This is a genomic window from Micromonospora sp. C51, assembly GCF_018070435.1.
In the GTDB taxonomy this organism is placed as follows: Bacteria; Actinomycetota; Actinomycetes; order Mycobacteriales; family Micromonosporaceae; genus Micromonospora; species Micromonospora sediminimaris.
In genome coordinates this window covers 1-21,127 of sequence record NZ_JAGPXQ010000066.1, presented here as the reverse complement: position 1 = coordinate 21,127, position 21,127 = coordinate 1, and the positions used below count along the sequence as shown (strand labels likewise).

The 21,127-nt window shown below is 71.8% G+C and carries 21 protein-coding genes; 10 read left to right on the top strand and 11 right to left on the bottom strand.

Annotated elements, in window-relative coordinates; translation table 11 throughout:
• Nucleotides 1–2 precede the first annotated feature (2 nt).
• From KBX50_RS31295 to KBX50_RS31265, 7 genes are all read right to left on the bottom strand, one after another.
• Nucleotides 3–614 (bottom strand): hypothetical protein, encoded by a 612-nt coding sequence (locus tag KBX50_RS31295; protein WP_210941454.1) that lies wholly within the window; start codon nucleotides 612–614, stop codon nucleotides 3–5.
• 144 nt (nucleotides 615–758) lie between these two features.
• Nucleotides 759–1,157, bottom strand: coding sequence for a Fur family transcriptional regulator (locus tag KBX50_RS31290; RefSeq protein WP_210941453.1), 399 nt, complete (start codon nucleotides 1,155–1,157; stop codon nucleotides 759–761).
• Nucleotides 1,158–1,224: 67 nt separating this feature from the next.
• Nucleotides 1,225–1,524, bottom strand: coding sequence for a helix-turn-helix transcriptional regulator (locus tag KBX50_RS31285; protein ID WP_093407467.1), 300 nt, complete (start codon nucleotides 1,522–1,524; stop codon nucleotides 1,225–1,227).
• 37 nt (nucleotides 1,525–1,561) lie between these two features.
• Nucleotides 1,562–2,428 (bottom strand): metal ABC transporter permease, encoded by an 867-nt coding sequence (locus KBX50_RS31280; RefSeq protein WP_210941452.1) that lies wholly within the window; start codon nucleotides 2,426–2,428, stop codon nucleotides 1,562–1,564.
• The gene (locus KBX50_RS31275) at nucleotides 2,425–3,189 is read right to left on the bottom strand and encodes a metal ABC transporter ATP-binding protein (RefSeq protein ID WP_210941451.1); all 765 of its coding nucleotides are present in this window, start codon (nucleotides 3,187–3,189) and stop codon (nucleotides 2,425–2,427) included. Before KBX50_RS31275 ends, KBX50_RS31280 begins: the two co-directional genes overlap by 4 nt.
• Entirely contained in the window at nucleotides 3,186–4,172 is a 987-nt protein-coding gene (locus KBX50_RS31270; RefSeq protein WP_210941450.1) for a metal ABC transporter substrate-binding protein, read from the bottom strand. The genes KBX50_RS31275 and KBX50_RS31270 overlap by 4 nt, the downstream gene beginning before the upstream one ends.
• Before the next feature lie 54 nt (nucleotides 4,173–4,226).
• Nucleotides 4,227–4,484 (bottom strand): hypothetical protein, encoded by a 258-nt coding sequence (locus tag KBX50_RS31265; protein WP_210941449.1) that lies wholly within the window; start codon nucleotides 4,482–4,484, stop codon nucleotides 4,227–4,229.
• A 29-nt stretch (nucleotides 4,485–4,513) separates the two neighbouring features.
• On the opposite strand from KBX50_RS31265, the gene KBX50_RS31260 reads away from it, so the two are divergent.
• From KBX50_RS31260 to dusB, 5 genes are all read left to right on the top strand, one after another.
• Complete coding sequence (locus KBX50_RS31260) at nucleotides 4,514–4,855, top strand: antibiotic biosynthesis monooxygenase (protein WP_210941448.1); 342 nt, start codon at nucleotides 4,514–4,516, stop codon at nucleotides 4,853–4,855.
• Nucleotides 4,856–5,165: 310 nt separating this feature from the next.
• Entirely contained in the window at nucleotides 5,166–5,663 is a 498-nt protein-coding gene (locus tag KBX50_RS31255; RefSeq protein WP_093407654.1) for a hypothetical protein, read from the top strand.
• 112 nt (nucleotides 5,664–5,775) lie between these two features.
• Entirely contained in the window at nucleotides 5,776–7,155 is a 1,380-nt protein-coding gene (locus tag KBX50_RS31250; protein WP_210941447.1) for a glycine--tRNA ligase, read from the top strand.
• A gap of 135 nt (nucleotides 7,156–7,290) precedes the next feature.
• Complete coding sequence (locus KBX50_RS31245; protein WP_210941446.1) at nucleotides 7,291–8,136, top strand: hypothetical protein; 846 nt, start codon at nucleotides 7,291–7,293, stop codon at nucleotides 8,134–8,136.
• Between the two features lie 24 nt (nucleotides 8,137–8,160).
• Entirely contained in the window at nucleotides 8,161–9,339 is a 1,179-nt protein-coding gene (gene dusB / locus KBX50_RS31240; protein WP_374224765.1) for a tRNA dihydrouridine synthase DusB, read from the top strand.
• 173 nt (nucleotides 9,340–9,512) lie between these two features.
• Here the strand turns inward: dusB and KBX50_RS31235 are convergent, their stop codons facing one another.
• The 3 genes from KBX50_RS31235 to KBX50_RS31225 form a co-directional block, all read right to left on the bottom strand.
• Nucleotides 9,513–10,169, bottom strand: a complete 657-nt coding sequence (locus tag KBX50_RS31235; RefSeq protein WP_210941445.1) for a C39 family peptidase — start codon at nucleotides 10,167–10,169, stop codon at nucleotides 9,513–9,515.
• Between the two features lie 385 nt (nucleotides 10,170–10,554).
• Entirely contained in the window at nucleotides 10,555–10,710 is a 156-nt protein-coding gene (locus tag KBX50_RS31230) for a hypothetical protein (protein ID WP_210941444.1), read from the bottom strand.
• 40 nt (nucleotides 10,711–10,750) lie between these two features.
• Nucleotides 10,751–12,631: a beta-N-acetylhexosaminidase gene (locus KBX50_RS31225; protein WP_374224764.1), complete on the bottom strand. Its 1,881-nt coding sequence runs from the start codon at nucleotides 12,629–12,631 to the stop codon at nucleotides 10,751–10,753.
• A gap of 311 nt (nucleotides 12,632–12,942) precedes the next feature.
• Between KBX50_RS31225 and ppdK the strand changes: the two genes are divergently transcribed.
• Nucleotides 12,943–15,678 (top strand): pyruvate, phosphate dikinase, encoded by a 2,736-nt coding sequence (gene ppdK, locus KBX50_RS31220; RefSeq protein ID WP_210941443.1) that lies wholly within the window; start codon nucleotides 12,943–12,945, stop codon nucleotides 15,676–15,678.
• Between the two features lie 340 nt (nucleotides 15,679–16,018).
• Here ppdK and KBX50_RS31215 read toward each other — a convergent pair whose 3' ends face one another.
• Complete coding sequence (locus KBX50_RS31215) at nucleotides 16,019–16,501, bottom strand: roadblock/LC7 domain-containing protein (RefSeq protein WP_247674787.1); 483 nt, start codon at nucleotides 16,499–16,501, stop codon at nucleotides 16,019–16,021.
• A 308-nt stretch (nucleotides 16,502–16,809) separates the two neighbouring features.
• On the opposite strand from KBX50_RS31215, the gene KBX50_RS31210 reads away from it, so the two are divergent.
• From KBX50_RS31210 to KBX50_RS31195, 4 genes are all read left to right on the top strand, one after another.
• Nucleotides 16,810–17,163 carry a VOC family protein gene (locus tag KBX50_RS31210; RefSeq protein ID WP_093401411.1) on the top strand — a complete coding sequence of 118 codons (354 nt, stop codon included), beginning with the start codon at nucleotides 16,810–16,812 and terminating at the stop codon, nucleotides 17,161–17,163.
• On the top strand, nucleotides 17,160–18,401 hold the full coding sequence (locus tag KBX50_RS31205; RefSeq protein ID WP_210941441.1) for a deoxyguanosinetriphosphate triphosphohydrolase: 1,242 nt from the start codon (nucleotides 17,160–17,162) through the stop codon (nucleotides 18,399–18,401). The genes KBX50_RS31210 and KBX50_RS31205 overlap by 4 nt, the downstream gene beginning before the upstream one ends.
• Before the next feature lie 51 nt (nucleotides 18,402–18,452).
• A complete protein-coding gene (locus KBX50_RS31200) occupies nucleotides 18,453–19,298 on the top strand; it encodes a siderophore-interacting protein (protein ID WP_210941440.1) in 846 nt (281 codons plus the stop codon).
• 132 nt (nucleotides 19,299–19,430) lie between these two features.
• On the top strand, nucleotides 19,431–21,127 hold a 1,697-nt coding region (locus KBX50_RS31195), incomplete at its 3' end, for a BCCT family transporter (protein ID WP_210941439.1).

Here is a 21,127-nt window from a genome sequence, read left to right as displayed (position 1 = left end):
GGTCAGGGGGCTTGGGGGTCGCGGAGGCCTAGGCGGCGGAGTTCGAGGGCGGCCAGGGCGTTGACCGTCGCGTCGTCGCCACGACGCCATGCCTCGGCGACGTCGGGGGCGATCCGGGTGAGCTTGCGCAGCGGCTGGCCGGCCAGGGCGCGCAGGGCCAGCAGATCCCGGCCGGCGGGTGCGGCGGCCAGCGTCGCCGCCGAGCCGGCCCGGCGCATCCAGCGCACCCGTAGCGGTAGCCAGCCGAACACCACCAGGCCGAGCGGCACGATCAGCAGCCCGACGGCCAGTGCCAGCGCCAACTGGTCGACCAGTTCCTGCTGGTCGCGGCCGGCCTCGGCCAGCGAGCGAGCGGCGTCGGCCGCCCGCTCGAAGGGTGCGGTCAGCTCATCGCCGACCAACGGCACCCGGCCGACCTTGCCGCCGGCCTCGGCGAGGTTGTCGGCAAGGCCGCCGCCCGCCCCTTCCAGCTTCTGCCCGGGTACGGCCAGTTTCTGCACCAGGTCGTGCAGCCACAGCGCGCCCCGGATCGTCGCGTACACCCAGGCGACGACGAGCAGATCGGTGAGCAGCTGTCGCAGCGCGGTCGGGAAACGATCAGCGTAGATCTTCACGCCGGACAGCCTGCCACGGACCCCGTCACCCGGCACCCCGACAGTCGCCCGTCAGCTCCCGCCGATCACACACTTCTGATCGCCAGCCCGCCGATCCGGGCGGCACCCGCAGTGACGCGACATGGAAGACCGGCGGCCGATCGGTCAGCGGGCGCAGGTCGGGCAGGTGCCGAAGATCTCCAGGGTGTGGCTGACGTCGGTGAAGCCGTGCTGGGCGGCGACCCGGTCGGCCCAGGTCTCCACCGTCGGGCCGGCCACCTCGACCGTACGGCCGCAGGCCCGGCAGACCAGATGGTGGTGGTGCCCCTCGCTGCACCGGCGGTACAGGTGCTCGCCGCCCGGTGGGCGCATCACGTCGATCTCGCCCGCGTCAGCCAGCCCCTGCAACGTCCGGTAGACCGTGGTCAGCCCGACCCGTTCGCCACGATCTCGCAGCATCGCGTGCAGTTCCTGGGCGCTGTGGAACCCCTCCGTCTCGGCGAGCAGCGCGCTCACCGCCGAACGCTGACGGGTGTTGCGAACGGCCGTACCACTGTCGCTCATGACGCCACTCCGCTCCGCTGCGTGCCGTCATGAGGCACGTTCGCACTGAGCCTGATGATTCGCTCGTTCATGATCCCTCCCCGGCGTGGCTGACCGCGTCGGCCACGATGTGCGCGACGTGCTCGTCGACCAGGGTGTACGCGATCTCCCGCCCCCGCCGGGAGCCCCGGACCACGCCCGCCCCACGGAGCACCCTCAGGTGTTGGGAGACCAGCGGCTGGGCCACGCCGAGCTTGTCCACCAGCTCGTGCACGCAGCGCTCACCACCGGCCAGCTCGCTGACGATGGCCAGCCGGATCGGTGCCGAGAGGGCGCGCAGCAACTCGCTGGCACCCTCGTACGCGTCATAGCCGGATCCGCTGGTCACCCTGCAACGGTAACCAATACCGGCGGGCAGCTCGTGATCAGGACCCGCCGAGCACCACCTCGTGCGGCTCCGGGGCCGGCGCGGGTTGGGGTCGGGCCCGGAGCCGGCGCCAACCGGCGGCCAGCAGGGTGACCACCACGAACGAGGCGATCGCGAGGACCACCACCGAGGCGCCGGGCGCGGTGTCGGCGACCGCCGCCATCCAGATGCCCGCGCCGCCGGCGAACAGGCCCAACGCCATCGCCGCCGCCATCGTGCTGCGGAACCCCCGGGTGACCTGCTGTGCGGTGGCCACCGGGACGACCATCAGCGCGCTGATCAGCAGTACGCCGACCGCCCGCATGGCGATCGTCACCGTGATCGCCGTGGTGACCGCGAGCAGCAGGTTGAGCGCGCGCACCGGCAGGCCGGAGACCCGGGCGTACTCCTCGTCGTGACAGACGGCGAACAGCGCCGGCCGCAGCCCGATCATCGCGATCAGCACGGCCGTGCCCAGCACCGCGATGGTGGCGACATCCGCCCGGGAAGCGGTGCTCAACGCGCCGAACAGGTACGCGTTGAGATTGGAGCTGGTGCTGTCGGAGAGCCCGACCAGCACCACCCCGCCGGCGATGCCGCCGTAGAAGAGCAGCGCGAGGGCCAGGTCGCCGGAGGTACGGCCGCGTTCCCGGATCAGCTCGATGACGACCGCGCCGACGGTGGCCGCGATCACGGCCATGATCACGGGGGAGGTCTGGAAGAGCAGGCCGGCACCGACCCCGGTCAGTGCGACGTGCCCGATGCCGTCCCCGATCAGCGCCAGCCGCCGCTGCACCAGGTAGATGCCGAGCGCGGGCGCGGTCAGCCCGATGATCAGAGCGCTGACCAGCGCAAGCTGCATGTACTCGTACTGAAACAGGCTCATCGTGCGCTCCACAGCCCGGCGGGCTCCTCGGGGCCGTGCGGATGCACGTGGTCGTGGTCCGGTGCCGCGTGGTGCCCGGCCGGCTCCGGCACGGCGCCGTCGTGCGCCACCAACCCCTGGTGTACGACGATCGCCCGGCCGATCACCGGGCGCAGCGGACCCAGTTCGTGGGCGACGAGCAGGACGGTGCCCCCGCCGACGGTGAAGTCGCGCAACGCGCAGGCGAACGCCTCCTGGCTCGCCGCGTCCACGCCGGCCGTCGGCTCGTCGAGGATCAGCAGCTCGGGCTGCCCGGCCAGGGCCCGGGCGATGAGCGTGCGCTGCTGCTGCCCGCCGGAGAGGGTGCTGACCGGGTCCTTCGCCCGGTCGGTCAGGCCGACGGCGCGCAGCGCCTCGGCGACGGCCTCCCGGTCGGCGCGCCCAGGCGGGCGCAGGACTCCCCGACGGGCCAGCCGCCCGGCAGCGACCACCTCGGCGACGGTGGCCGGTACGCCACTGCCGGCGCCGAGGCGCTGGGGGACGTACCCGACGCGGTGCCACTGTCGGAACCGGCGGACCGGTCGGCCGAACAGGGTCACGGTGCCGGAGCTCAGCGGGACCAACCCGAGAATGGCGCGAATCAGGGTGGACTTGCCGGAGCCGTTGGCACCGAGGACCGCGACCACCTCACCGGCGGTCACGGTCAGCGAAACGTCACGAAGCACGGGGCGGCCGTCGTAGCCGACCACCCCGTGCGTGACGGTGATGACGTCAGGTGTCACGAGCAGCTCAACGCCGTCCTCAGGGTCTGCAGGTTGGTACGCATCACCGAAAGGTAGTCCCCGTCGCCCTCGGCTGACAGGCCCTCGATCGGATCCAGCACCGCGGTCTGAGCGCCGACCTCACGGGCGATGGTCTCGGCCACCTTCGGGCTGGCCAGCGTCTCGAAGAAGATCGTGGTGGCCTGGTGCTCCCGGGCCTCCTCGGCCACCGCCGCCAGTCGCTGCGGGGACGGCTCGTCCTCCGGGGTGAGTCCGCTGATGCCGACCTGCTCCAGCTGGTACTTCTGCGCCAGGTAGCCGAACGCGGTGTGGCTGACCACGATCTCCCGCCGCTGGCAGGTCTTCAGCCCCTCGGTGAACTCGGTGTCCAGCTGCTCCAACTCGGTACGCAGGGTGGCGGCCCGCTGGGTGTACTCGTCGGCCCGGTCCGGGTCGGCCGTGCCGAGCCGCTCGGCGAGCTTGTCGCCGATGGTGGCCAGCCGGGTCGGGTCGAGCCAGACGTGCGGGTCCTTGGCACCGTCGGCCGCCTCCTCGGCGTGCTCCTCCTCCTCGGCGTGCGCCTCGTCCTCCTCGCCTTCGTGGTCGTGGTCGTGGCCACCGGCGGTGGCGTCCAGCAGGGGCTCCACGGTCGCCACGTCGAAGGCGCGGTCACCGGCCTGCTGCTCGACCGCCTCGTCCACGGCAGGTTGAAAGCCGTGCAGGAAGACGACAAGTTCCGCCTCGCTGATCTGGCCGACCTGCCCCGGGTTCAGCTCCAGGTCGTGCGGCTCGGCGCCGGGGCGGGCCAGGTTGGTCACGGCCACGGCGTCGCCGCCGATCCGCTCGGCGAGGAACTGCAACGGGTAGAAACCGGCCACCACGTCGACCCGCTGCGGGTCGGCGCCGGCCGGGTTGTCGTCATTCGAACAGGCGGTGACGCCGGTCAGGGCGAGCAGGGCGGCCGTGGCGGTGACCAGGGCGCGCGGGGCGGAGCGGAAGGTCATGTCATCGACTGTCCGCGACAACGACAATGATTGTCAAAAACGCATGATTGCATGTCAGAGCAGCTTCACCAGACCGGCGGTGACCAGCAGGGTCAGCATGATCAGCCGGATCGCCCGGGTCTGCGGCGTCTGCACCGTCCAGGTGGTCACCAGCACGGCGGCCAGCGCGCCGGCCAGCAGCAGCGTCAACAGCCCGCCGATCACGCCCGGAGTGAAGAACGCGACCAACGCGAGGATGAGGGTGACCAGGAACACCGTCGTCGGGTTGGTCCGGGCCAGTCGGCCGGCGATGCCAGGCTGCGTACGCTGCATTCCACAGACTCTACGAGGAGGAGAAGCCGGTGCTCGTGACCAACCGGTTCGTGGTCGACGAAGACGTCGCGGAGGCGTTCACCGCCCGGGCCCACGCGGCCCTCGCCGCGCTCGCCGCCCGGCCCGGCTACCAGCGCGGACAGCTGGTCCGGGCGTTGGACGACCCGCGGCACTGGTGCCTGGTCACCGAGTGGGAGTCGGTGGGCACCTACCGCCGCGCCCTCGGCGGTTTCGACGTGAAGATCACGGCGGTGCCGCTGCTCGCCGAGAGTGTCGACGAGCCGTCCGCGTACGAGCCGTTGGCGACCGCCGCGCCGGGCGGGGACGTGGTCGCGGTGGCCAGCGACCGGGCTGCGGGTCCTTACCGCTGAGTCGCCGGGCACTACGCTGGCTCCTATGACCGCTCCCGGACCGGCAGCCCCACCACCAGACCCATCGCCGCCCGGCCAGCAGGGACCTCAGGCGGCGGACGAAAGCGGCACGCCGGCCGCCTCCGGTGCGCCGCCCACCGACGGCGCCGGTGCACGGTCCGCCGTCGACCCCGCCGGATCGCCGCCCACCGGCCCGACCACGCCGCCCGGCACCGACGCGCCGCTGCCCGCCGGCCAACAGCCGCCCGACCAGGTGCTGCCCACCCCGCCGGCCGACGGTCCGGTGCCGTCCGGCCCGCCGTCGGGTCAGGTGCCGTCCGGTCCGGAGCGGGGCGCTCCGGTGCCGCCGCCCGGGCCCGGGGTGGCACCGCCGTTCGCGGCACCACCGACCGAGGGCGGTCGGTCCCGGCTCTGGCTCGGTCTCGGTGCGGGAGCGCTGGCCCTGCTGCTCTGCTGCGGTGGTGGCGGCACGGCGGTCGTCGGCCTGCTGGTCAGCGGGGTGCAGGCGATCGAGGAGCAGGGACGCACGGTCTCCGGCGACTACTACCGGGCCCTCGCGGACGGCGAGTACGGCCAGGCGTACGACCAGCTCTGCGAGGACGCCCGGCGGCGCGAGTCCCGGCAGGAGTTCGAACGCCGCTCCGCCGCCGAGCCGCAGATCTCCTCCTACCGGGTCGGCGAGGTGGACACCACCACCCTCACCGTGCCGGTGGAGGTGACCTACCGCGGCGGCGGCCAGGAACGCCAGCAGGTCGTGCTCGCACAGGATCCGCAGACCGGTGGCATGGAGGTCTGCGGAGTCAACTGACCGGCCGCAGGTAATGTGCTGGGTTCGGGACCGGACCGGTCGTACCGTGGTCCCGAACCGTCCCCGCCGACCGTGACGTCCCCGCCGACCGCCAGTCGGCGTAGGAGGAAAAATGCCAGCCGACCGTATCGACGCCGTCGTCAGCCTCGCCAAGCGCCGGGGCTTCGTCTTCCCCTCCAGCGAGATCTACGGGGGCACCCGGTCGGCGTGGGACTACGGTCCGCTCGGCGTGGAACTCAAGGAGAACGTCCGCCGGCAGTGGTGGAAGACCATGGTCCAGCAGCGCGACGACGTGGTGGGTCTGGACTCCGCGGTGATCCTCGCCCGGGACGTGTGGGCCGCCTCCGGGCACCTGGAGGCGTTCGTCGACCCGCTGACCGAGTGCCAGTCCTGCCACAAGCGGTTCCGCGCCGACCATCTTGAGGAGGCGTACGAGGCCAAGCACGGCCGACCGCCGACCTCGTTGGCCGAGCTGAACTGCCCCAACTGCGGCAACAAGGGCACCTTCACCGAGCCGCGGATGTTCAACGGCCTGATGAAGACCTACCTCGGCCCGGTGGAGAGCGACGAGGGTCTGCACTACCTGCGGCCGGAGACCGCCCAGGGCATCTTCGTCAACTACCGCAACGTGGAGACGGTCGCCCGCAAGAAGCCGCCGTTCGGCATCGCCCAGACCGGCAAGTCGTTCCGCAACGAGATCACCCCCGGCAACTTCATCTTCCGTACCCGCGAGTTCGAGCAGATGGAGATGGAGTTCTTCGTCGAGCCGGGCACCGACGAGCAGTGGCACGAGTACTGGCTCGCCGAGCGCTGGAACTGGTACCTCGACCTCGGTCTGTCCGAGACCAACCTGCGCTTCTACGAGCACCCCAAGGAGAAGCTCTCGCACTACTCGAAGCGCACCGTCGACATCGAGTACCGGTTCCAGTTCGGCGGCACCGAGTTCGCCGAGTTGGAGGGCATCGCCAACCGCACCGACTTCGACCTGTCCACGCACAGCAAGCACTCCGGCGTCGACCTGTCGTACTTCGACCAGTCCAAGGGCGAGCGGTGGGTCCCGTACGTGATCGAGCCGGCCGCCGGCCTCACCCGCGCGGTGCTGGCCTTCCTGCTGGAGGCATACGACGAGGACGAGGCGCCGAACACCAAGGGCGGTGTGGACAAGCGCACCGTGATGCGCTTCGACCCGCGGCTGGCTCCGGTCAAGGTGGCGGTGCTGCCGTTGTCGCGTAACGAGGCGCTCTCGCCGAAGGCGAAGCAGCTCGCCGCCGACCTGCGCAAGCGCTGGGTGGTCGAGTTCGACGACTCGCAGGCCATCGGTCGCCGCTACCGCCGGCAGGACGAGATCGGCACCCCGTTCTGCGTCACCGTCGACTTCGACACACTCGACGACAACGCGGTGACCGTGCGCAACCGGGACACCATGACCCAGGAACGGATCGGCTTGGACCAGGTCGAGCGCTACCTGATCGACCACCTTCCCGGCTGCTGATCCCCGCCCCCGCCCGGGCACGCCGGTCAGAACCCGGCGGCCCGGGACGGATCGACGGTCGAGCCGACTGGTATCCATGGCCAATGATGTCTTCAGGCGGGCGTACCCGCACGGAGACGACGAAGGGCCAACGACGTGGAGCCGGAAGCACGCGAGGAGATCTTCGAGCGGGCGCGGGAGTACTCCACCCGGCCGGCGGGCTGGGAGCAGGCGGACGTGCTCTGGCTGCGGGTCATCGAGGCGTACCGGCAGGCCGTCGCGGGTGGCCGGGTCGACCGGCACGATCAACGCCAGCTGGCTCGGGCCCTGTGGCGACACGGCATGGTGTTGGCCGGCATGGGTCGCCACGACCGGGCGAAGGAGGCGGGCCACGAGGCCATCACGCTGTTCGCGGAGATCCATCAGGCGGTGAAGGCGGAGCATCCGGATCCGACCCAGCCGCGCCGGGACGAGGCGCTTGGTGAGCTGATCACCGCGATGGTGGACTCCGGCGAGTCGGCGTTCGTGGCCGGCAGCCCCGAGGTCCGGCTGCAGTTGCTGGAGAAGGCAATCGAGATCGGTCTGCACACCGCCGGTCCGCCGCCTGCCGCGGGGCCGCGCACCCGTACGGCGATGGCCACCGCCTACCACAACTATGCGAACGCTCTGCTGCACCGCCAGCAGCAGCAGGGTGCGGCGTCCGATGCTCAGGAAGCGGCGCTTGCCGCTTCCCGGGCGACGGAACTGCGGCTGAAGGCACTCGACCCGCACCAGCCGATCACCATCTGGGAGCTGGCCAACACGTACTCGATCTACGCGCACGCGCTGGTGGCCATCGGCGACGTCGAGCGTGCCGGGTTGGTGGTCAAGCAGGGCATCCTGCTGACCGACTTGCTGGGTGTAAGCGGGACGGAGATCCAGCAGAAGCTGCGGGCGGCGGAGGCGCTGGTCCGGCAGGCGTCCGGTGGCGGCGGCCGCCGGTGGCCGTGGCGGCGGCGCTGACGGCGAGCCCCGTACCCTTGAACTGTGGAAACCGCCCTCCGTTCCGCGGCCGAGCTGCCGCCGCTGCGCATCGGGCCGCACCAGGTGTGGCCGCCGGTGGTGCTCGCCCCGATGGCCGGCATCACGAACGTCGGCTTTCGGCAGCTCTGTCGGGAGCAGGGCGGCGGGATCTACGTCTGCGAGATGATCACGACGGTCGCCCTGGTGGAGCGGAACCCGAAGACGCTGCGGATGATCGCGTTCGGGGCGGACGAGCGCCCACGCAGCCTCCAGCTCTACGGCACCGACCCGGAGACCACCGCCGCCGCCGTGCGGATCGTGGTCGAACGGGACCTCGCCGATCACATCGACCTCAACTTCGGCTGCCCGGTGCCGAAGGTGACCCGGCGCGGTGGTGGCGCGGCCCTGCCCTGGCGGCGGCGGCTCTTCGCCCGCCTGGTGCGGGCCGCCGTGGACGCCGCGTCACCCGCCGGGGTGCCGGTCACGGTCAAGATGCGCAAGGGCATCGACGACGAGCACCTGACGTACGTCGAGGCGGGGCTCGCCGCCCAGGAGGCCGGCGTCGCCGCGGTCGCCCTGCACGGTCGTACGGCCGCGCAGCGGTACTCGGGCACGGCGGACTGGGACGCCATCGCCACTCTCAAGCAGGCCCTCGACGTGCCGGTGCTCGGTAACGGCGACATCTGGGAGGCCGACGACGCGCTGCGGATGGTGGCGCACACCGGGGTCGACGGCGTGGTGATCGGTCGCGGCTGTCTCGGCCGCCCGTGGCTCTTCGCCGACCTGGAGGCGGCGTTCAACGGCTCGTCGCAGCGCCGGCTGCCCACCCTCGGCGAGGTCGCGGTGACCATGCGCCGGCACGCCGAGCTGCTGGTGGAGCAGTTCACCGCCGGTTCCCGCACCCCGGCCCGGGGTGAACGGGACGGCTGCACCGACTTCCGCAAGCACGTCGCCTGGTATCTCAAGGGCTTCCCGATCGGCAGCGAGCTGCGCCGTTCGCTGGCGATGATCGACAGCCTGGCCCAGTTGGACGACCTGCTCGGCAAGCTCGACCCGGCGGTACCGTTCCCGGTCGAGACGCTGGGTCAGCCGCGCGGGCGCACCAACTCACCGGGCAAGGTCTTCCTGCCCGACGGCTGGCTGGCCAGCCGCGACGACGACACCGTTCCGGAGGGCGCCGAGCTGGACGACTCCGGCGGCTGACCCCGCCCACCCGCCTGCTGGCGGGGAGCCCAGCCAGCAACATCGGGGATGTTGCTGTGTCACGCCACGGCGAGGGAGCAACATCCCCGATGTTGTCGTATCCGGGGGGTTCGGGGAGAGACGACGAAGGGCCGACCCCGGGTGGGGTCGGCCCTTCGTGGTGTTTCGGTTGGTCAGGAGGTGGCGCTGTAACCGCGGGTGGCGATCCAGTCGGCCAGGGCGTCGATGCTCATCCGGTACGAGGCCTGGGCGGGGTCGGCGGAGTCGGCGATGGTGACCGTCTCGCCGCCGTCGCGGTAGCCCACGACGCTGATGTAGTGGCCGCCCTCGAAGCTGTGCGGGGTGCCGTCGGTGTCGGTGGCGGTGCCGGCGATGTTGGCGACCACCGCGCGGCCGTCGTCGACGGTGCGGACGATGTCGTCGCGCAGCTTGTCGGTCTGCTTGTCGTCAGCCTTGGGGTCGGCGATCTCGACCGACTTGTAGACGTCCTTACCGGTCTCCTTGTTCAGCACCGGCGTGATGTCGTTGATCGAGTTGGTGCCGGCCTCGGTGGTACGCATCTCCTTGGCCATGGTGTCCACGTCGATGTTCTTGCCCTGCACGCTCAGCGCGTTCCGGGCGGCGGCGGGACCGCAGTAGTAGAAGTTGGGCTGTGCCTCGTAGCGGACGCCCAGTTCGCGCTCGCCACCGGGCTTGCGGTCGGCCACCACGGCGCTCGCCTGGACACCCGGGGTGGCCTGGGCGGCGACGGCGGGGCCGGCGATGCCACCGGCGGTGGCGGCGGCAGCGGCGATGGTCAGGGCGGTCTTACGAAGGATGGTGGTAGCCATGATGATCTACACCTTTCGATCGGGGGTGCGCGCGGCTCCGCCCGCGAATGGGGGATGCGGGTGAGCCATGCGAAAAGGAAAGGTTTTGCGATGTTCGTCCGGTGTCCCGGGAGGCGGGGTAACACCGGGGGCTCGCGGCCCGGCCAGGTGTAACGCCGGGCGGGCCGGGGTCATTCCGTGGGCGTCGCGGGAGGCGGTCGCCCTGGTGTTGTCCGGTGGTGTAACGCCCGACGGCGGGGGGCCATTCCGACCCGGGCCGGGGCGGCGCTCGGAGGCGCCCGTGGTTACCCCATGTACAACCACCGGACCCGGCCCGCGATTCCGCCGGTGGGGTGGCCTCGGCCACCGGCGAACCGGACAACCCGGCCATTCGGTGATCCGGGTGTCAGGGGCGGGCCAGGAGTCGGGCGCCGGTGACGCCGAGCCAGGTGAACCCGGCATATATCGCGATCCGCTCGAACAGCCCAGCCGGCGCGCCGGGGAGCACCCCGGCATGGTCGAGGGTGACGAGCGTGGCGCAGGTGAGGAAGGCGGTCAGCACCGGCGCCGCGACACCCTGTTCGCCGGCCCGGTGGACCGTTTCACCCTCGGTCTGGAGCTGTTCCTGGACGGACTGGCGGCTCGCCGGAGCGGCTGACCGGCGGGGCCTCGGCCGGCTCGGTGTCGGGCGACGGCCTGCGCGGGGCGGGCACCGGCGGCGTCGCCGGCCAGGGCAGTTCAGGGCAGCGGTGGTACGCGATGCCCGCCGTCGCCCACCGTGTGCCGTGCAACGCCAGTCGCTCGCGGAACGCTCCCCAGTCGTGCGTCGACCGGGGTGACCAGCCCAGCTCGGCGATGGCGGGCAGCCGGGGGAACAGCATGAACTCGATCTCGCCGAGGGTGGTCACCGACTCGGTCCACAGCGGCGCCTCGACACCGAGCACCGCCTCGGCCGGTACGCCCGCCAGGTGGCTGGCCGGATCCCAGTCGTAGGCCCGGCGTACGTCGATCAGGCCGGCCCAGTCGTGCCCGATCGGGGTGTCCGGGGCGTACTTCATGTCGAGGTACGCGTGGTTGCCGGGCGAGAGGATCAGCCGGGCGCCTCGGCGTACCGCCTCGGCGGTCACCGGATCCTCGCCTGTCGTACCCCACCACTGGAGGATTCGCCGGTCGGCGTGGGCGGCGGGGGCGATCTGGTGCCAGCCGATCACCTCTCGGCCCAGCCCGGCGACGATGCGTTGCACCCGTTCGACGAAAGCGGCGTACACCTCGGCGGGCACCTTGAACGCCTCGTCGCCACCGATGTGCAGCCACCGCCCGGGGGTGAGCGCGGCGATCTCGCCGAGCACGTCGGCGACGAAGTCGTAGGTGCGCTCGCTGGCCGGGTCGACGTAGCTGAAGCCGACCTCGGTGCCGGTGTACGGCTGCGGTGCGACCCGGTCGGGCGCCAGCTCACCGTACGCGGTCAACGCCGCGTGGGTGTGGCCCGGCAGGTCGATCTCGGGGATCACGGTGATGTGCCGGTCGGCGGCGTACGCCACGATCCGTTGGTAGTCCGCCCGGGTGTAGTAGCCGCCGGGGGCGTCGCCGACCGCGCCGGCCCCGCCGACGGTGGCCAGCCGGGGCCAGGAGTCGATCGCGATCCGCCAGCCCTGGTCGTCGGTGAGGTGCAGGTGCAGCCGGTTGAGCTTGTACCGGGCCAGGTGATCGATCACCCGCAGCACGTCGGTGACGCCGAAGAAGTGCCGCGCCACGTCGAGCATCGCTCCGCGGTGCGGGTAGCGGGGGCGGTCGAGAATCGACCCGCCGGGCAGCACCCAGCGTTCGGTGACCGGCGTCGCGCTCTCGACGGCGGCCGGCAGCAACTGCCGCAGCGTCTGCACCCCGTGGAAGAGACCGGCGGCGGTGCCGGCGGCGATGCGTACGCCGTCGGTGGTGATGTCGAGTCGGTAGCCCTCCGCACCCAGTGCGGCCTCGCCGGTCAGGGCGAGGGCGATGCCACCGGACGGTACGGGCGCGGCGGCGTCGGTCACCGGCAGCGGGTATCCGGTCGCCGGGCGCAGCAGCGCGGCGAGCTGCCCGGCGACAGCCACGGCGGCCGGATCGGCGCTGACCCGGATCACCGCGTCGGCGGCGAGCAGGTAGTCGGCCGTGGCGTCCGGTGCGACCCGTTCCGGCGCGGGCACCACGTCGCCCAGCCGGGTCGGTGCCGGGGGTGCGAGCAGCGCCGCCGCCTTCCGCTCCGCCGTCCGGGCCAGTTCCCCAGCGGTACGCCCGGCAGCCTGGGCCGCATCGTCGGCGCGGGCGGCGGTCTCGGCTCCGGCAGCGGCGTTCGCCTGCGCGGCGGCCCTGCCGACTGCGGCGGCCTGGCCCGCGGCGGCGGTCTCCGCCTTCGGGACGGGCGTCGCCTCGGACGGCGCGGTGACGTCGTCGGGGTGGGGCGGGTCGAGTGGTTCCGGTGCGGTGCTGGGTGCGGCGGACACGAGGACTCCCGAGGGGGTGTATTCGCGGCGGTTGTGGCAATGGTGCGGGTGGTGACGGAGCGTGTCGTCAAGGGTACGGGGAGGTCGGCAATTGCGTGAATGTGCGCGTGGAACCGTTCCCAAAGACCGTGCTGAACGCGAACAGTTGTGATTGCTGTGCCTATTGTCACCGAATGCTCCCGGGCCGCTCGTTGTTCGCTTAGCCTTCGCCCACCGATCGGCACGACTCCCCGGATTACCAGCTGATGGATTCGGGGTATCACAAAACTGAACCTTCGTTAAGTGTCAATCCGGGCGCGTGGGAGGCTCTGGTGGCAGCGCAAGAGACGGTTGAGCACAAGTACGTCTACGACTTCGCCGAAGGCAACAAGGATCTCAAGGACCTCCTCGGCGGCAAGGGAGCGAACCTGGCCGAGATGACCAATCTCGGCCTGCCGGTGCCGCCCGGCTTCACCATCACCACCGAGGCGTGCAAGGCGTACCTCGACACGGGTGCGGAACCGGCCGGGCTGGCCGACCAGATCACCGCGCACCTGACGGCGCTGGAGCGCGAGATGGGCCGGCGTCTCGGTGACCCGGACGACCCGCTGCTGGTCTCCGTACGCTCCGGGGCGAAGTTCTCGATGCCCGGAATGATGGAGACCGTGCTCAACGTCGGTCTCAACGACCGCAGCGTCGAAGGACTGGCCCGGCAGGCCGGCGCCTCGACCGACCAGGCCGCCTCCGGCGGCGCGGACAGGTTCGCCTGGGACTCCTACCGGCGGCTGATCCAGATGTTCGGCAAGACCGTCTGCGACGTGCCGGGCGAGGAGTTCGAGCACGCGCTCGACGAGGCCAAGCGGGCCAAGGGCACCGACCTCGACCTGGACCTGGACGCGGACGACCTGCGTGGGCTCGTCGACGCGTACAAGAAGATCTTCACCAAGCACACCGGGCGGGAGTTCCCGCAGGAGCCGCGCGACCAGCTGGACCTGGCGGTCCGCGCGGTGTTCGACTCGTGGAACGCCGAGCGGGCGGTGGTCTACCGCCGGCAGGAGCGCATCCCGGCCGACCTGGGCACCGCCGTGAACGTGGTGGCGATGGTCTTCGGCAACCTCGGTCCCGACTCCGGCACCGGCGTCGCCTTCACCCGCGACCCGGCCAGCGGCGCCCAGGGCATCTACGGCGACTACCTGGCCAACGCGCAGGGCGAGGACGTCGTCGCCGGCATCCGCAACACCGTGCCGTTGCAGGAGCTGGAGCGGATCGACAAGGACTCCTACGACGAACTGCTCGACTACATGGCCCGGCTGGAACGGCACTACCGGGACCTGTGTGACATCGAGTTCACCATCGAGCGCGGCAAGCTGTGGATGCTCCAGACCCGGGTCGGCAAGCGCACCGCCGCCGCCGCGTTCGTCATCGCCGGCCAACTCGTCGACGAGGGCCTGATCGACCTCGACGAGGCCCTGCACCGGGTCAACGGCGCGCAACTGGCCCAGTTGATGTTCCCGCGCTTCCAGCTCGACCACGAGTTCCAGCCGGTCGCCACCGGCATCGGCGCCTCGCCGGGCGCGGCGGTCGGCAAGGTGGTCTTCACCTCGGCCCGCGCGGTCGAGCTGGCCGCCGAGGGCGAGGCCGTCATCCTGGTCCGCCGGGAGACCAACCCGGACGACCTCAACGGCATGATCGCCGCCAAGGGCATCCTCACCTCGCGGGGCGGCAAGACCAGTCACGCCGCCGTGGTCGCCCGGGGCATGGGCAAGACCTGCGTCTCGGGCGCCGACGACCTGGACATCGACGTGCCGAAGCGGCGGTTCGCCGTGGCCGGACACACGGTCACCGAGGGGGACGTCGTCTCCATCGACGGCACCACCGGCAAGGTGTACCTGGGCGAGGTGCCGGTCAGCCCGTCCGAGGTGGTCCGGTACTTCGAGGGTGAACTCGACCCGGCGTCCACGGGCGATGCGCTGGTCAGGGCCGTACACCGGATCATGTCGCACGCGGACGCCAGCCGGCGGCTGGCGGTGCGTACCAACGCCGACACCGCCGCCGACGCGGCCCGGGCCCGGCGCTTCGGCGCCGAGGGCATCGGGCTGTGCCGCACCGAGCACATGTTCCTCGGAGACCGGCGTGAGCTGGTGGAACGGCTGATCCTGGCCCGCGATCCGGCCGAGCGGGAGGACGCGCTCGCCGCGTTGCTGCCGTTGCAGCGCGCGGATTTCGTGGAGATCCTCCGGGAGATGGACGGCCTGCCGGTCACCGTCCGGTTGATCGACCCGCCGCTGCACGAGTTCCTGCCGCCGCTGGAACAGCTCGCCGTCAACGTGGCGGTCGCCCAGGAGCGCGGCGAGGACGTCGCCAAAGAGGAGGCGCTGCTGGCGGCGGTACGCCGGATGCACGAGGAGAACCCGATGCTCGGGCTGCGCGGCGTACGCCTGGGCCTGGTCATCCCCGGACTGTTCGCGATGCAGGTCCGGGCGATCACCGAGGCGGCCGTGGAGTGCACCCGCCAGGGCGTACGTCCCTGCCCGGAGATCATGGTCCCGCTGGTCGGTGCGGTCCAGGAACTGGAGACGGTACGCGCCGAAGCCGAGCGGATCATCGCCGAGGTGGCCGGCGGCAGCGACGTCGACGTGCTGATCGGCACGATGATCGAGGTGCCCCGGGCGGCGTTGACCGCCGGGCAGATCGCCGAGGCCGCCGAGTTCTTCTCGTTCGGCACCAACGACCTGACCCAGATGGGGTGGGGCTTCTCCCGCGACGACGTGGAGGGAGCGTTCTTCTGGCGCTACCTGGAGCTGGGCATCTTCGGAATCTCACCGTTCGAGTCCATCGACGCCGACGGGATCGGTCGGCTGGTACGCATCGCCGCCGAGGAAGGGCGGGCGGCCCGTCCGGGGCTCAAGCTCGGGGTCTGCGGCGAGCACGGCGGTGATCCGGACTCGGTGCACTTCTTCCACTCCGTCGGGTTGGACTACGTCTCGTGCTCGCCGTTCCGGGTGCCGGTGGCGCGGCTGGAGGCCGGCCGAGCGGCAGTGGTCACCAGCGGCTCGGACAGTCGCTGACCGGGCGGCTCGCCCGCCCCCGGGCGAGCCGCATACCCGCCGCGCCGCGCTGCGCCGTGCCGCGCTGCGCTGTGCCGCGTCGTGCCGCGCCGCGTCGTGCCGCGTCGTGCCGTGCCGCGTCGTGCCGCGCCGTGCCGCGCCGCGCAGCAACATCGGGGATGTTGCTGTGTCGAGCGGCCGTGAGACGACAACATCCCCGATGTTGCTGCATGGCGCGTGGCGTGCGGGGTGCCGTGGCGTGCGGGGTGGCGTGCGGCGTGGCGCGGGCACGGGTAGTGCGGCGCGTGGGCGCATGACGTGGCGGGCGGCGCGTGTGGATGCCGCCCGGTGCCTGGAGCGGTCAGATCGGGGGGCGGCGCCAGGTGATGGACTGTGCGCGGCGGGGGCGTTGGTTCGGCATCGTGGCCATGGGTGTGCGTACCGCCAGCGGGGCGTGCGGATCCGGCGGGTCGGGCAGCAGCGTCGGGCGGCGGCAGGCGGCGAGGGCCGGACCGGTGCGGCGGACCACCCCACGGGCCTCTTCGCGCAGTGCCGCCAGATCCGCTCCCGGTGCGGCGACCAGGGTCAGCAGGGCATCCCGACCGGCCGGGTAGGTGACCACGCAACCGGCCGCCGTGTGCACCACGGACTCGTGGAACTCGCCCTGCCGCACGGTGGCGGCCATCCGGTGCCCGAGGCCGAAGCTGGCTGCGGCCAGCGCCGCCAGGTGAGTGGCGTCGGTCGTGGGCAGGTCGCTGGAGATGAGCAGGCCGTCCGTGCCGGCGAGGACCGTGCCGGCGACCTCGGGACGGCGTCGGCGCAGCCCCCGGAGTTCGGTACCCATCATCGTTTCCGCGTTCACGAGCGTGTCTCTCCCACCGGTCGTGTCTCGCCGCAACAGGTGACGTTCCGCGATGGCGACGCTACCCGTGGATGTCGATGAGTGCGATCCCGTTACCGTCGGCAATCGGACGACAACTCTCGTCTGATCGGAGGATGTGGGCCCGCCGTGGGCACGTCGTCGGCGCGCCGAACCGGGGCCCCGGGCGTAACCTGACTTCGCCCGTGGACCGTTGTTTCGCGAAGGGGTGGCCGGATGGGATCGCGTGCCGAGTTGTCGGAGGCTGTCGGTGCCGCGGTGGCGGTGCCGGCATGACCGCCGTGTGGGAGAGCCTGACCGTCGATGCCCGTGACCCGGGGCGGCTGGCCCGCTGGTGGGCCGAGGCGCTCGGGTACCAGGTGGTCGAGGAGCGACCTGACGAGGTGGAGATCCGGCAGAGCGCGGACCGGTTGCCCGGCATCGTGTTCGTGCCGGTGACCGGCGTGAAGGAGAGCAAGAACCGGCTGCACCTCGACCTGCGCCCGACCGACCGGGAGGCCGAGGTGGAACGGCTTGTCGACATGGGTGCCCGGCACGTCGACATCGGGCAGGACGGCGACGACTGGACGGTGCTGGCCGACCCGGAGGGCAACGAGTTCTGCGTACTGCGGCAGCGTGGGGATTGAGTGCTGCCTCCTGTGAGCCGGACGCGGCGCGTCGGGTCGCGGAGCCGGTCAAGGACCCGGAGCACGGCCGGTCCCCGTACGAGCGGGATCGGGCCCGGGTGCTGCACTCGGCGGCGTTCCGCCGGCTGGCCGCGAAGACCCAGGTGCACACGGCCGGCACCGACGACTTCCTGCGTACCCGGCTGACCCACTCGCTGGAGGTGGCCCAGATCGCCCGGGAGATGGGTGCTCGGCTGGGTTGTGATCCGGACGTGGTGGACACCGCCGGGCTGGCCCACGACCTCGGGCACCCGCCGTTCGGCCACAACGGCGAGGCCGCGCTGGACGAGCTGGCCGCCGACTGCGGTGGGTTCGAGGGCAACGCCCAGACGCTGCGGGTGCTGACCCGGCTGGAGGCCAAGGTGTACGGCCCGGACGGGACGTCCGCCGGGCTGAACCTGACCCGTGCCTCGCTGGACGCGGTCGGCAAGTACCCGTGGACACGTCAGCCGGGCCGGCGCAAATTCGGGGTGTACGCCGACGACCTGCCCGCCTTCGCCTGGCTGCGGCAGGGCTCGCCGGCCGGCGAGCGGCAGTGCCTGGAGGCGCAGGTGATGGACTGGGCCGACGACGTGGCGTACTCGGTGCACGACGTCGAGGACGGCATTCACGGCGGTTACCTCACGCTGGAGCCGTTGCTCGCCGACCCCGACGAGCGGGCGGCGCTCTGCGCCGACGTTGCCGCCGTCTACTCGACCGAGTCGCCCGACTACCTCGACGGGACGCTGGCCGGGCTGCTCGCCGACCCGGTGCTCGCCCCGTTGGCCGGATACGACGGCAGCCATCGGGCCCAGGCCGCGCTCAAGGCCACCACAAGCGTGTTGACCGGTCAGTTCGTGGCGACCGCCGTCGCCGCCACCACCGAACGCTTCGGGCCAGGGCCACACCGACGGTACGCGGCCGACCTTGTCGTACCCCGGCCGTTGCGGGCCCGGTGCGCGCTGCTCAAGGGGATCGCCCTGCGCTACGTGATGCGTCGGCCCGGTGCGCAGGGCCGCTACCAGCGGCAGCGGGAGATCATCGCCGGGCTGGTGGCGACGCTGGCCGCGCGGGCGCCGGCGGCGCTCGACCCGGTCTTCGCCCCGCTGTGGCGGGACGCACCCGATGACGGAGCCCGGCTGCGGGTGGTGATCGATCAGGTGGCCTCGCTGACCGATCCCGCCGCCCTGGCCTGGCATGATCGCCTGATCAGAGGCTGACATCGGGACCGGGGGCTGACCGGTGCGCGCAAGTTAGGTTAGCCTAACCGAATGACGGATCGCTCGAAGAAGGTCACCTCCGCCCGCGTACTGCGCACCTCGCGGCCTACCCCGCACCTGGTCCGGCTGGTGCTCGGCGGGGAGGAACTGGCCGGCCTGCCGGTCGGCGAGTTCACCGACCACTACATCAAGATCGTCTTTCCGGTCGCCGGTGTCGACCACCCGCGCCCGCTCGATCTCGCCGCCATTCGTCGCGACCTGCCGCGCGAGCAGTGGCCCCGGCTGCGCGCATACACGGTCCGCGCCTGGGACGCGACGGCCGGGGAACTGACCGTCGACGTGGTGCACCACGGCGACGAAGGGCTGGCCGGCCCGTGGGCGGCGGCGCTGCGTCCCGGTGACGAGGTGCTGTTCGTCGGCCCGGGTGGGGCGTACGCGCCGAGCCCGGCGGCCGACTGGCACCTGCTGGTCGGCGACGAGAGCGCCCTGCCGGCGATCGCCGCTTCCCTGGCCCGGCTGCCCGTCGGTGCGCCCGCGTACGTCTTCGTCGAGGTCGACGGCCCGGCCGACGAGCAGCCGCTGCCCAGCCCCGGCGCGGTCCGGCTGACCTGGCTGCACCGGGGCGGACGCCCGGTTGGTGAGGCGCTGGTGGCCGCGGTGCGTGAGCTGAACTTCCCGCCCGGCACGGTGCACGCCTTCGTGCACGGTGAGGCGTCCTTCGTCCGCCAGTTGCGCCGGTTGCTGCGGGTGGAGCGGTCGGTGCCCCGCGAGTGGCTGTCCATCTCCGGCTACTGGCGAAAGGGCCTGGACGACGAGGGCTGGCGGGCCACCAAGCCCGACTGGAATCGCCAGGTCGAGGCCGACGAGCAGGGCCGCGTTCCCGTGCCGCTCGGTTGACCATCGAGCCGAGAACCGGCAAGGTGGCACCCCAACGCGCCCCTAAACGGCCGAAAGTCGACTCTCAGGGTGCGATTGGCCGGATTTTCGGAGCACGGCGGCAGGGGAACGGGAGGATGGTCAGGGGTGACCATGAGCGAGCAGGTAGACGAGAAGACCGCCGAGCCTGGCGGTAAGGGCGGCACGATCGACCCGATCGTGCTGGGCCTGGGCGTCGGCGGAGTGCTCGCCGTGGTGCTCTGGGGGGCGCTGGCCCGTGACTCGCTGGCGAGTGTCGGCGAATCGGGCCTGGCCTGGGTGATCGACACGTTCGGCTGGTTCTTCGTGGTGGCGGCCAACGCCTTCCTGGTGCTGGCGGTGGTGCTGGCGCTGTCCCGGTTCGGCCGGATCCGGCTCGGTAAGGACGACGACGAGCCGGAGTTCAGCACGCTGGCCTGGATCGCCATGATGTTCAGCGCCGGCATGGGCATCGGCCTGGTCTTCTTCGCCGTGGCCGAGCCCATCCAGCACTACGCCACACCACCACCGGCGACCGGCGTCGAGCCGCAGACCGGGCAGGCGGCGTCGGCGGCCATGCAATTCACCCTCTTCCACTGGACCCTGCACCCGTGGGCGATCTACGCGGTGGTGGCGCTGGCCCTGGCCTACTCGACGTTCCGTCGGGGTCGGCAGAACCGGATCTCGGCGGCGTTTCGCCCGCTCATCGGCGACCGCGCCGACGGTGCCGTCGGTCAGGTCATCGACCTGCTGGCCGTCTTCGCCACCGTCTTCGGCTCTGCCACCAGCCTCGGGCTCGGCGCCCTCCAGGTCGCCGCCGGACTGGACCTGGTCGCCGGGGTGCCGGACTCCACTGCGGTGGAGTTGGTGGTGATCGGGGCGCTGACGCTGGCCTTCGTCATCTCCGCCTTCACCGGCCTGCACCGGGGCATCAAGTGGCTCTCCACCACGAACGTGGTGCTGGCCGTCGCGCTGATGCTCTTCGTCTTCGTGGTCGGACCGACCATCTACACCCTTGAGGTGCTGCCGGCCTCGATCGGCGACTACCTCAGCAACCTCGTCTTCATGTCCACCCGGACCGGGGCGTTCTCCGACCCGGCCTGGCTGGGTGGCTGGACGATCTTCTACTGGGCGTGGTGGATCTCCTGGGCGCCGTTCGTCGGCACCTTCATCGCCCGCATCTCGCGGGGCCGGAGCGTGCGGCAGTTCCTGATCGGTGTGCTCCTGGTGCCCAGCGGGGCCAGCGCCGTCTGGTTCGCGATCATGGGCGGCAGCGCGCTGCGCGTGCAGGCGACCGGGGTGCGTGACCTGGTGGCGGACGCCTCCGCCAGCAGCGAGCAGGCGCTGTTCGGGCTGCTCGACGCGCTGCCGCTGGCGGCGTTGACCGGCGTGCTGGCCATGGTGCTCATCGCGCTGTACTTCGTCACCAGCGCCGACTCCGCCTCGCTGGTGCTCGGCTCGCTGACCTCCCGGGGCGCGCTGCGTCCGCACCGGCTGGTCGTGGTCAGCTGGGGAATCCTGATCGGCGCGGTCGCCGCCGTGCTGCTGCTCGTCGGCGGGCTGGACGCGCTGCAACAGGCCACCATCATGGTGGCGTTGCCGTTCGTGGTGGTGATGCTCGGGCTGGCCGTGGCCCTGGTCAAGGACATGGCCCGCGATCCGCTGCTGGCCGGGACGCCGCGCACCCGCCCGCACGGCCTGGCCGACGCGGTGCGCGCCGCCCGGTCGTACGAGGAGGAGGATCCGCCGCCGGCTGCGCTGGCCCATCCGGGACCTGACCGGCGACGTGATCGGCTTCGGCGCGCGCTCACTCTGCGCCGACGACGCCGGCC

Bases quoted from the DNA above. Each gene is read 5' to 3' on its own strand.
- KBX50_RS31200 (WP_210941440.1), top strand. From the start codon at position 18,453: ATGACGGATCGCTCGAAGAAGGTCACCTCCGCCCGCGTACTGCGCACC.
- KBX50_RS31265 (WP_210941449.1), bottom strand. From the start codon at position 4,484: ATGCAGCGTACGCAGCCTGGCATCGCCGGCCGACTGGCCCGGACCAAC.
- KBX50_RS31290 (WP_210941453.1), bottom strand. From the start codon at position 1,157: ATGAGCGACAGTGGTACGGCCGTTCGCAACACCCGTCAGCGTTCGGCG.
- KBX50_RS31280 (WP_210941452.1), bottom strand. From the start codon at position 2,428: ATGAGCCTGTTTCAGTACGAGTACATGCAGCTTGCGCTGGTCAGCGCT.
- KBX50_RS31270 (WP_210941450.1), bottom strand. From the start codon at position 4,172: ATGACCTTCCGCTCCGCCCCGCGCGCCCTGGTCACCGCCACGGCCGCC.
- KBX50_RS31235 (WP_210941445.1), bottom strand. From the start codon at position 10,169: ATGGCTACCACCATCCTTCGTAAGACCGCCCTGACCATCGCCGCTGCC.
- KBX50_RS31210 (WP_093401411.1), top strand. From the start codon at position 16,810: ATGACCGCCGTGTGGGAGAGCCTGACCGTCGATGCCCGTGACCCGGGG.
- KBX50_RS31250 (WP_210941447.1), top strand. From the start codon at position 5,776: ATGCCAGCCGACCGTATCGACGCCGTCGTCAGCCTCGCCAAGCGCCGG.
- KBX50_RS31215 (WP_247674787.1), bottom strand. From the start codon at position 16,501: ATGGGTACCGAACTCCGGGGGCTGCGCCGACGCCGTCCCGAGGTCGCC.